Raw genomic sequence first — 7274 nt, 5'->3', positions numbered from 1 at the left:
TAACTGTCCGTCACCGAGGTGTAGACGAACGTGTTCCCGTAGACATAAGCGGAGTGGCTGGTGATCGTATCGACGCCTGCGCCGCCGTTGTAGCGATCCTGTGCGTTGCTGAACGGATCGGGATCCCCTCCCTGACCGATGAGGATGTCGTCGCCATCGCCGCCAAAGATGACATCAGCGTTGGTGGTGCCGACAATCGTGTCTTCGTCCGCAGTGCCCACATACTTGTCGTAGAAGCCATGCGGGATCGCCACGACAGTGTCATCCGCGTCACTCTGCTGTGCTGTTTTCTTTGATTGAGCCATGTTTTTTCTCGCTATAGGAGGATGTGACGCTGGGTCCGCTCTTAAAATGAAAAACCAGTCACCACGAGCATCAGAAACGTTCAGCATTTCCCGACATTAGCGCGGTAGACCGGTCAAAGCCGTGTTTGTTTGATTTTTCGTATCCATCCAGAGACGACATAGTCCGAATGACGCCAGCGGCATGACTGATTCAGCCCACACGGCCGAGAGGCCATGATCCACATACGTATGCCGACGTAGCGAGCAAAAGAAGGAGGGATGTGCGTCAACAGGATGAACTAACAAACTAAATCTTTCGCATGGACTCCATCATCGAACCTCGCTGCTCGTCATTCAGTCAGTGTGCGTTGAAGACAAACAAGCCTTGAACAGGTCTTCCTTTTAACCATCGTCAGGAGTAACTCACGTGGAATCACACTCTTCACGACTGCAATGCTGTTGATCATGTTGCTCATCGACGTCTGGATCATTTACAGCGTTTCTCGAAGTAACAAGAGCGGGTTGGTCAAAGCTGCGTGGGCCGCATTTGTGTTGATCGTTCCCATTGTAGGCTGGGCTATGTGGGGCATCGCAGGTCCGCGCGGTATCGTCCGTCCCCCCCTCCTACCCTGAACACAGCAAGGGATGAAACGTGAGCCCTGCAGCAACTGGCCGTCCTTATTCAATTTTGACTAGAACCCAGCCAAGTCACGAGGAAGGGCTGATGGACGAGGCGGCGAGGTTTACGTTCAACTTGACTGCGGTTCAGTAAGCCGGGGTTGCAAGGTCATCGTTTCTGAAGACGTAACTGAACGCCTCCGATTCCAGGATCTCAGCTAAAGAGTCACGTTGGACACGTCTGTTTTGGGTCGGATGTCGCCGATTGCGACGGACGTCTGATGATCCATATCTGTCATACGGTAGGTACGTTTTGACCCAGCTGTAAGCCAAGTTACTGGCTGCTACGGGTTGACATCGCAGCAGCCAGAGGGCTGGTTAGAATGCTGCCTTCAGGCGAGCGCCGGCATAGGCCTGTGCTTCCTGAGCCTTTTCCACCACCGCAGCGGTGCCAAAAAACTCGTGGGTCACGCCGTCATACAGCTTGCGCTCCACGCTTACGCCCTGGTTTCGCAACGCCTGCTCCAGTTGCGCACCGTCATCACGCAGCGGGTCGATCTCGGCGTTGATCAGAGTCACTGGCGGCAGACCGTGAAGGTTGGCGTGCACAAGATCCAAACGTGGATCCTTCAGATCGGCAGAGCTTTTGGTCACATTGGCCACGAACCAAAGCATCATGGGGCGATTGAGTGGCTTGGCGTCAGCGTACTTCAAGTACGACTCGGTGTTGGTCGTGGTCTGCCCCACTGGGTACACAGCAATCACACTCTTGGGCGAGGTCAGGCCCTGATCGCGTGCTGCCACAGCAGTGGCGAGCGCCAGATTGCCGCCGGCGCTTTCGCCGGCCAACGCTAGGCGTTTAGGGTCTCCGCCAATGCTAGCAGCATTGGCAGTGAGCCAACGGTAGGCAGCAACAGCGTCTAGATGGGCTGCCGGGAATTTATATTCAGGCGCGCGACGGTAGTCCACTGACACCACGATAGCATTGGCCTGTTTGGCCAGGCCGCGGGCGCCACCGTCATACACGGTGCGGTCCGCGATCACCCAACCGCCGCCGTGGAAATACAGCACTACTGGGAATGGTCCGTTACCAGCAGGGGTATAGACGGTTGCTGGCAAGTTCCCTGCAGCACCGGCTACGGTGATCTCATGGGTTGCCACGCCCGGGACCAGTGCTGTGGGGCTGCTGTCACGCTTCTGGTCGGCCAGTACCCGCTTTACGCCATCAGCCACAGTAGGCTGTTTACGGGCTTCCTCCGGCGTGGTTTTTTCAATAGCTTTAGGATCGAACGCAGCTTGGGCGTTAAGCACTTTCTGCATGTCGCTGTCAGTGCGGAACAAGCTCTTGGTCGAGCTGACAGCTAATTCCGACAAAGTAGGTTTTTCCGGATCGCGAGCGCAACCGGCCAAGGTTGCCAAGCTGACGGCGGTTACTGCAGCAACCAGGGCACAACGTATTGGATGGGAAGAACGCATGGTGAATCCTCGATGGGTGCAGCTGTGGCCACGAAGTGGCGGCGGGCGCTGCAGAAGCCGCGCCTACGCTTTGTCCGAGGAAAACAACTAGTGTTCAAGGCAGACAGCGTTTATACGGATCAGCGGTAGGGAGCTAAATCCAACGCTGCTGGCCGACTTTTCCCACTACGCGGTCGGCCACTAGTTGCCGTTTTCTAATCTTCCAATGCCAGGCTTTCCATACAGCCAGGGCATACCGCACGCCCGGTAATGATCACCGATTGCGGACCGATTCAGGTGGGCTGAGATAAGCCAGCCTCGCGCTCGGTCATGACTTCCTCAATCAGTCGGCAATCCAAACAACCGCACCTCAAGGGTTATGTTATAACATTGCCTCTATTTTTCATTGTCCTCAAGGAAACCTGCATGTCTCGCTGCCCCAAATTGCAATTCTGGCGCCTCCCGCCCATTGCAACAGCTTTACTGATTGCATCGCCGGCCTACGCCATAGAAGTAGATCCACAAGTGATTACCGCGAATCCACTAGGTAGCGAGCAGCTGGCTTTGCCGAGCACTGTCCTCACCGGAGATAAACTGACCCTTTCGCAGAGGGGCAGTTTGGGCGAAACCTTGAACAATCAACCAGCCGTGTCGTCGTCTTATTTCGGACCAGGCGCCAGTCGGCCAATCATCCGCGGGTTGGACGGCGATCGAATCAGGATCTTGCGTAATGGCGTTGGCGCACTGGATGCGTCGTCGCTTTCTTACGACCATGCGGTGCCGCTGGATCCTGTCAATGTTGATCGCATCGAAATCGTGCGTGGCCCCGCTGCATTGTTATATGGAGGCAGTGCCATTGGCGGCGTGGTAAATACATTGGACAACCGCATTCCTGTTGAATCCATCGAAGGCATACACGGTTCCGGTGAATTGCGATATGGCGGTGCCGACACCACGCGTAGTAGCGCCGGAAAGCTGGAAGCCGGCAACGGTCAATTTGCGCTGCACATCGATGCCAATGCTCGTAATTTTAATGACCTGCGTATCCCGGGCTACGCTCGCACCTCTGATCAACGGACCCGCGAAGAGGGAGACGATGAAAAACATCGCCTCGGCAACAGCGACGGGCGCCAAGAAGGTGGTGCCGTAGGTGGCTCCTACACATGGGATGACGGTTATGCCGGAGTGTCCTACAGCAATTACGACTCTAACTACGGATCGCCTGCCGAGCAGGACGTTCGCATCCGCATGGAGCAAGATCACTACGCGTTTGCTTCTGAGGTCCGCAATCTGTCCGGTCCCTTCACATCTGTGAAATTAGACGCAGGGTACACAGACTACAAACACATGGAGATTGAAGACGGCGAGATAGGCACCACCTTCAAAAACAAGGGTTATGAGACTCGGGTGGAGGCCCGCCATCAGCCGATAGGACCGCTTAATGGTGTGGTGGGTGCGCAGTTGACGCGCGGTGAGTTTTCCGCGCTTGGTGACGAAGCATTTGTGCCGCAGACCGATACCAATGCTGGAGCTCTGTTCATTCTCGAAGAACTGCAATCCAGTGACCGACTCATGCTGAGCTTGGGCGTTCGCCTGGAGCACACGACAGTCGATCCGGATGCTAAGGGCAACATGCGGTTTAATAGCGCTGATCGCTCTAGCAGTTTTACTACTGGTAGCTTGTCGTCAGGCGCGGTGTATACGCTTACGCCGGTCTGGTCATTGGCAGCAACTCTGGGCTATACCGAACGTGCGCCAACGTTTTACGAGCTGTACGCCAACGGTGCACACGTTGCCACAGGCACTTACGAGGTAGGTGACGTTGACTTATCCAAGGAAAAAGCAGTGTCCAGCGACTTGGCGCTACGGTTTGACAATGGCGCCCATAAGGGCAGCGTAGGCGTATTTTATAGCCATTTTTCGAATTACATTGGGCTATTGAGTAGCGGCCGATCGCTCAACGACGAGGGTGAAGAGGACGCCGACGGCATCCCTGAATTCACCTACTCAGGCGTACGTGCTCGATTTGCCGGTTTCGAAGCACAGGATCATTGGAAGCTGGCTGAGACTCGCTACGGTAACATTGCGCTGGAGCTTTCCGGTGACTATACCCGCGCTAAGAATCTGGACACTGGCGAGGCTTTGCCGCGTATCGCCCCCCTGCGACTGAACAGTGGGCTGCTGTGGGAGCTGGACAAATGGCAGGCCAGGGTCGACGTCGAGCATGCGAGCTCGCAGCACAACGTGCCGGATAATGAATCCGGAACTGACGGCTATACGACTTTAGGCGCGAGTGCAGGGTACAAATTTGACCTGGGCGGTAGCCAATGGCTGGCATTCGTTAATGGTGAAAACTTGACGAATCAGACTGTGAGGTACGCCAGCTCAATTCTTCGCGATATTGCGCCTGCTCAGGGAAGAAGTGTCGAAGTTGGTTTGCGAACAAACTTATAACCTGCTTTCACCCAACCGCCGATACCACGTATCGGCGACCTGAGCTCAGCATGTAAAATGGTCCGCACGCGACGGCCACTCTCACAAGCTCTGTTCTGATTGCATTCAAGATGTTTCCATTGTCGCGGAGCTGGTAGTGGGCAAGGTGACTTTTCGCCCTAAAAGGCATCAGCCCGCAAATCCTAGGACACATTTATCTGACTTCAAGCTCAGCCACCGAGCTTAGCTCGCCTCTGAGAATGCTTTGATGAAGCTGATTGATGTGCTCGACCGCGTTCTGACCTTGTGCCAGATGGTGCACGTAGATTTCGCTTGTCTTGGTAAAACGGTGGCCAATACGCACGGTATAGGAGCGGAACATCCAGCTGAGAAAACCTGTGTAATACATAGCATCTTCAATGTCCCGCCACTTCACGCCACGAACCCCTTTGCTCCAAGGCAAAATCCCCCGGTACAGCCAAACTCCAACGTCATCCGTGTAAACCCGCACGCTTCTGAGAAAGAGGATTTTGTAGATACAGAGAGGCAGCGAAACTACCAGAACAAACACGCTCACTGCCATGCCGAGCCGAAAAGCAGCATCCGTTTGCGCGTTGTGTAACGTCCACCCGCCAATGCTAATTGAAACAGCAATGAAAAAAATTATCGTCAAGACGGTGCTGACATAGGCCAACCAGGACAGTCGATACCCTGCATGTGCAGACTCAATGCTGGGGCTTTCGTATCCATTCATGATGGCATTCCTTAACAAGTTATGTGTGCCCTGCCCTTGGTTACAAGGGTTGCCAGTACCCGGGGCTTGGGGTGCAGCAAAGTGTCTTTTCATCGGCCAATCCGCGTCTTGCATTGAAGAAGCCGCGCTGCGCTCGGCCTTGCCAATAACGTGGTGGACAATAGGAATCAAGGCAGATTGGGCATCTTCGTACGCCTGCCCGGTTTGGCTTATGGCTTCGTAAGTGCGCTGTAGCCCACCTGCGTCATGGGGGTGATGATTGCGCTCCCGTGCATAGGCTTGGCCAGCATCACTGTAAGCCGCAAAAGCAGCCTGCACTGAGTCGATCGTAGGCTTGATTTCGTCGGGGTCGATCATCGGCATGACATTGATCCCTTGTTACAAGGCAAGATAGAAATGCAATTTTGGTCAGGCGTTTGATCATTTTTTCTTTACTCAATCAGCACTTGAATGCGGGCCAGTACATCGTCCATCACCACCTCGGGGACCGCCTCTACGCGCTTACCCCCACGGGCCTCAAGGTCAACGGTGCGGATTTGATTACACAACACCACACCTTGCGTCTCGGTGCCGGAACCGCTCAGTGGCACGGCAAAGCCGGCATATCGGGCAAAATCCCCGCCTTGGGTGATGGGCGCGATCAGGACCAAGCCCGACACGTTGAACGCCGCAGGCGAAATGATCAGCGCCGGACGAAAATCGCCTTGCTGCTCACGGCCAGCGGTGGGATTCATGTTCAAGCGCACAATATCGCCACGGTTTAATTTGGCTCGCTTCACGCTTCACGCCCAACGGCTGACATCGCATTCCACGCTGCCATGTCGGCAGGATCCGGCGCGCTCAAGTCACACTGCGCCATGAGCTCGGCCAGCGCGTAATGCGGCTTGGCCTTCGCAGGCTTGAGCGTAATAACCTCGGCGGATACATCGAGTTTCAACACATCGCCACTAACCAGATTCATCAGCTTAAGCACGGTTGCAGGCAAGCGTATCGCCGCGCTATTGCCCCACTGCTGCACTTTGACTTCCATAACAGCCTCCTAAAAAAGTATACACATTGTAGATACCAAAAACACTAACCGCAAGCTTTTTGTATAAACATAGTATCTACAATGCCAGCTCCAAAGCGCGTCAGTGACCTCGTGCCTTAAGGGCAGAAATGCGCTCGATCCATACGCCATGCACCTGAGCCTCGAGAAATAGGTACACATCGGGTTCGATTGCCTGCATGTCCTGCAGGGCCTGGATAAAACCGCGACAGAACTGATAGCCATATTCGACCTGAACCTCGGTCTGGCTGCTATACAGGTCGCGCAGGGCCACGCGCCAGGTGGCATAGGCCTGCTCACTCAAACCATGCGGCAGATCCGAGGTGTCCAGAAAATCGAGATCGGCAGGTGGCATAACCAGCTCCTAGGAGGAAAGGGACCAAGGCGCAGCAACAGGGCGGGCTTATGGTACGTCAATCCCAAGGCTTGTTACGTCTAGCAAGCAGCAAAAAAACCGCCTAGGCGGGTCCTGATGTGGGACCAACTAAACATAGTACCCGACATATCTAACCGCGATCAGTGGCCGTTTTGAGCATGTGCCTAGCTGTCTGAACCAGCTGGTCCAAACTCCAAGGCTTTTGCAGGAACGCGACTCCGGCAGGCAGATCATGACTCACTTCGGCTTCGTAGCCTGTGGTCACTATAAATGAGGGACTGGCATCTGGAGATGGCCGCCGAGCTG

The 7274-nt window shown here is 54.9% G+C and carries 6 protein-coding genes and 2 pseudogenes; 2 read left to right on the top strand and 6 right to left on the bottom strand.

Annotated features, from left to right (window positions below):
• Positions 1-305 (bottom strand): annotated as a pseudogene (locus tag BBI10_RS00835) (hypothetical protein); the annotation flags it as partial.
• 432 nt (positions 306-737) lie between these two features.
• On the opposite strand from BBI10_RS00835, the pseudogene BBI10_RS00830 reads away from it, so the two are divergent.
• Positions 738-933, top strand: a pseudogene (locus BBI10_RS00830) (PLDc N-terminal domain-containing protein).
• A 347-nt stretch (positions 934-1280) separates the two neighbouring features.
• Here BBI10_RS00830 and BBI10_RS00825 read toward each other — a convergent pair.
• Positions 1281-2378, bottom strand: a complete 1098-nt coding sequence (locus BBI10_RS00825; RefSeq protein ID WP_083232974.1) for an alpha/beta hydrolase — start codon at positions 2376-2378, stop codon at positions 1281-1283.
• A gap of 405 nt (positions 2379-2783) precedes the next feature.
• Between BBI10_RS00825 and BBI10_RS00820 the strand changes: the two genes are divergently transcribed.
• Positions 2784-4811 (top strand): TonB-dependent receptor, encoded by a 2028-nt coding sequence (locus BBI10_RS00820; RefSeq protein ID WP_065986128.1) that lies wholly within the window; start codon positions 2784-2786, stop codon positions 4809-4811.
• A 193-nt stretch (positions 4812-5004) separates the two neighbouring features.
• On the opposite strand, the gene BBI10_RS00815 is transcribed toward BBI10_RS00820, so the two are convergent.
• From BBI10_RS00815 to BBI10_RS00800, 4 genes are all read right to left on the bottom strand, one after another.
• The gene (locus BBI10_RS00815; RefSeq protein ID WP_065986131.1) at positions 5005-5544 is read right to left on the bottom strand and encodes a hypothetical protein; all 540 of its coding nucleotides are present in this window, start codon (positions 5542-5544) and stop codon (positions 5005-5007) included.
• A 431-nt stretch (positions 5545-5975) separates the two neighbouring features.
• Positions 5976-6290, bottom strand: a complete 315-nt coding sequence (locus tag BBI10_RS00810) for a type II toxin-antitoxin system ChpB family toxin (protein ID WP_432213735.1) — start codon at positions 6288-6290, stop codon at positions 5976-5978.
• 29 nt (positions 6291-6319) lie between these two features.
• Positions 6320-6574: an AbrB/MazE/SpoVT family DNA-binding domain-containing protein gene (locus tag BBI10_RS00805; RefSeq protein WP_065986127.1), complete on the bottom strand. Its 255-nt coding sequence runs from the start codon at positions 6572-6574 to the stop codon at positions 6320-6322.
• Between the two features lie 100 nt (positions 6575-6674).
• Entirely contained in the window at positions 6675-6947 is a 273-nt protein-coding gene (locus BBI10_RS00800) for a hypothetical protein (protein ID WP_065986126.1), read from the bottom strand.
• Positions 6948-7274 lie beyond the last annotated feature (327 nt).

This window comes from Pseudomonas graminis, from assembly GCF_001705435.1.
Classification (GTDB): domain Bacteria; phylum Pseudomonadota; class Gammaproteobacteria; order Pseudomonadales; family Pseudomonadaceae; genus Aquipseudomonas; species Aquipseudomonas graminis_B.
Note: the sequence above shows the minus strand (reverse complement) of the source record. Positions and strands in the feature narration are given on the sequence as shown.

Coding starts and splice junctions, on each gene's coding strand:
- BBI10_RS00825 (WP_083232974.1), bottom strand. CDS start 2,378: ATGCGTTCTTCCCATCCAATACGTTGTGCCCTGGTTGCTGCAGTAACC.
- BBI10_RS00820 (WP_065986128.1), top strand. CDS start 2,784: ATGTCTCGCTGCCCCAAATTGCAATTCTGGCGCCTCCCGCCCATTGCA.
- BBI10_RS00815 (WP_065986131.1), bottom strand. CDS start 5,544: ATGAATGGATACGAAAGCCCCAGCATTGAGTCTGCACATGCAGGGTAT.
- BBI10_RS00805 (WP_065986127.1), bottom strand. CDS start 6,574: ATGGAAGTCAAAGTGCAGCAGTGGGGCAATAGCGCGGCGATACGCTTG.
- BBI10_RS00800 (WP_065986126.1), bottom strand. CDS start 6,947: ATGCCACCTGCCGATCTCGATTTTCTGGACACCTCGGATCTGCCGCAT.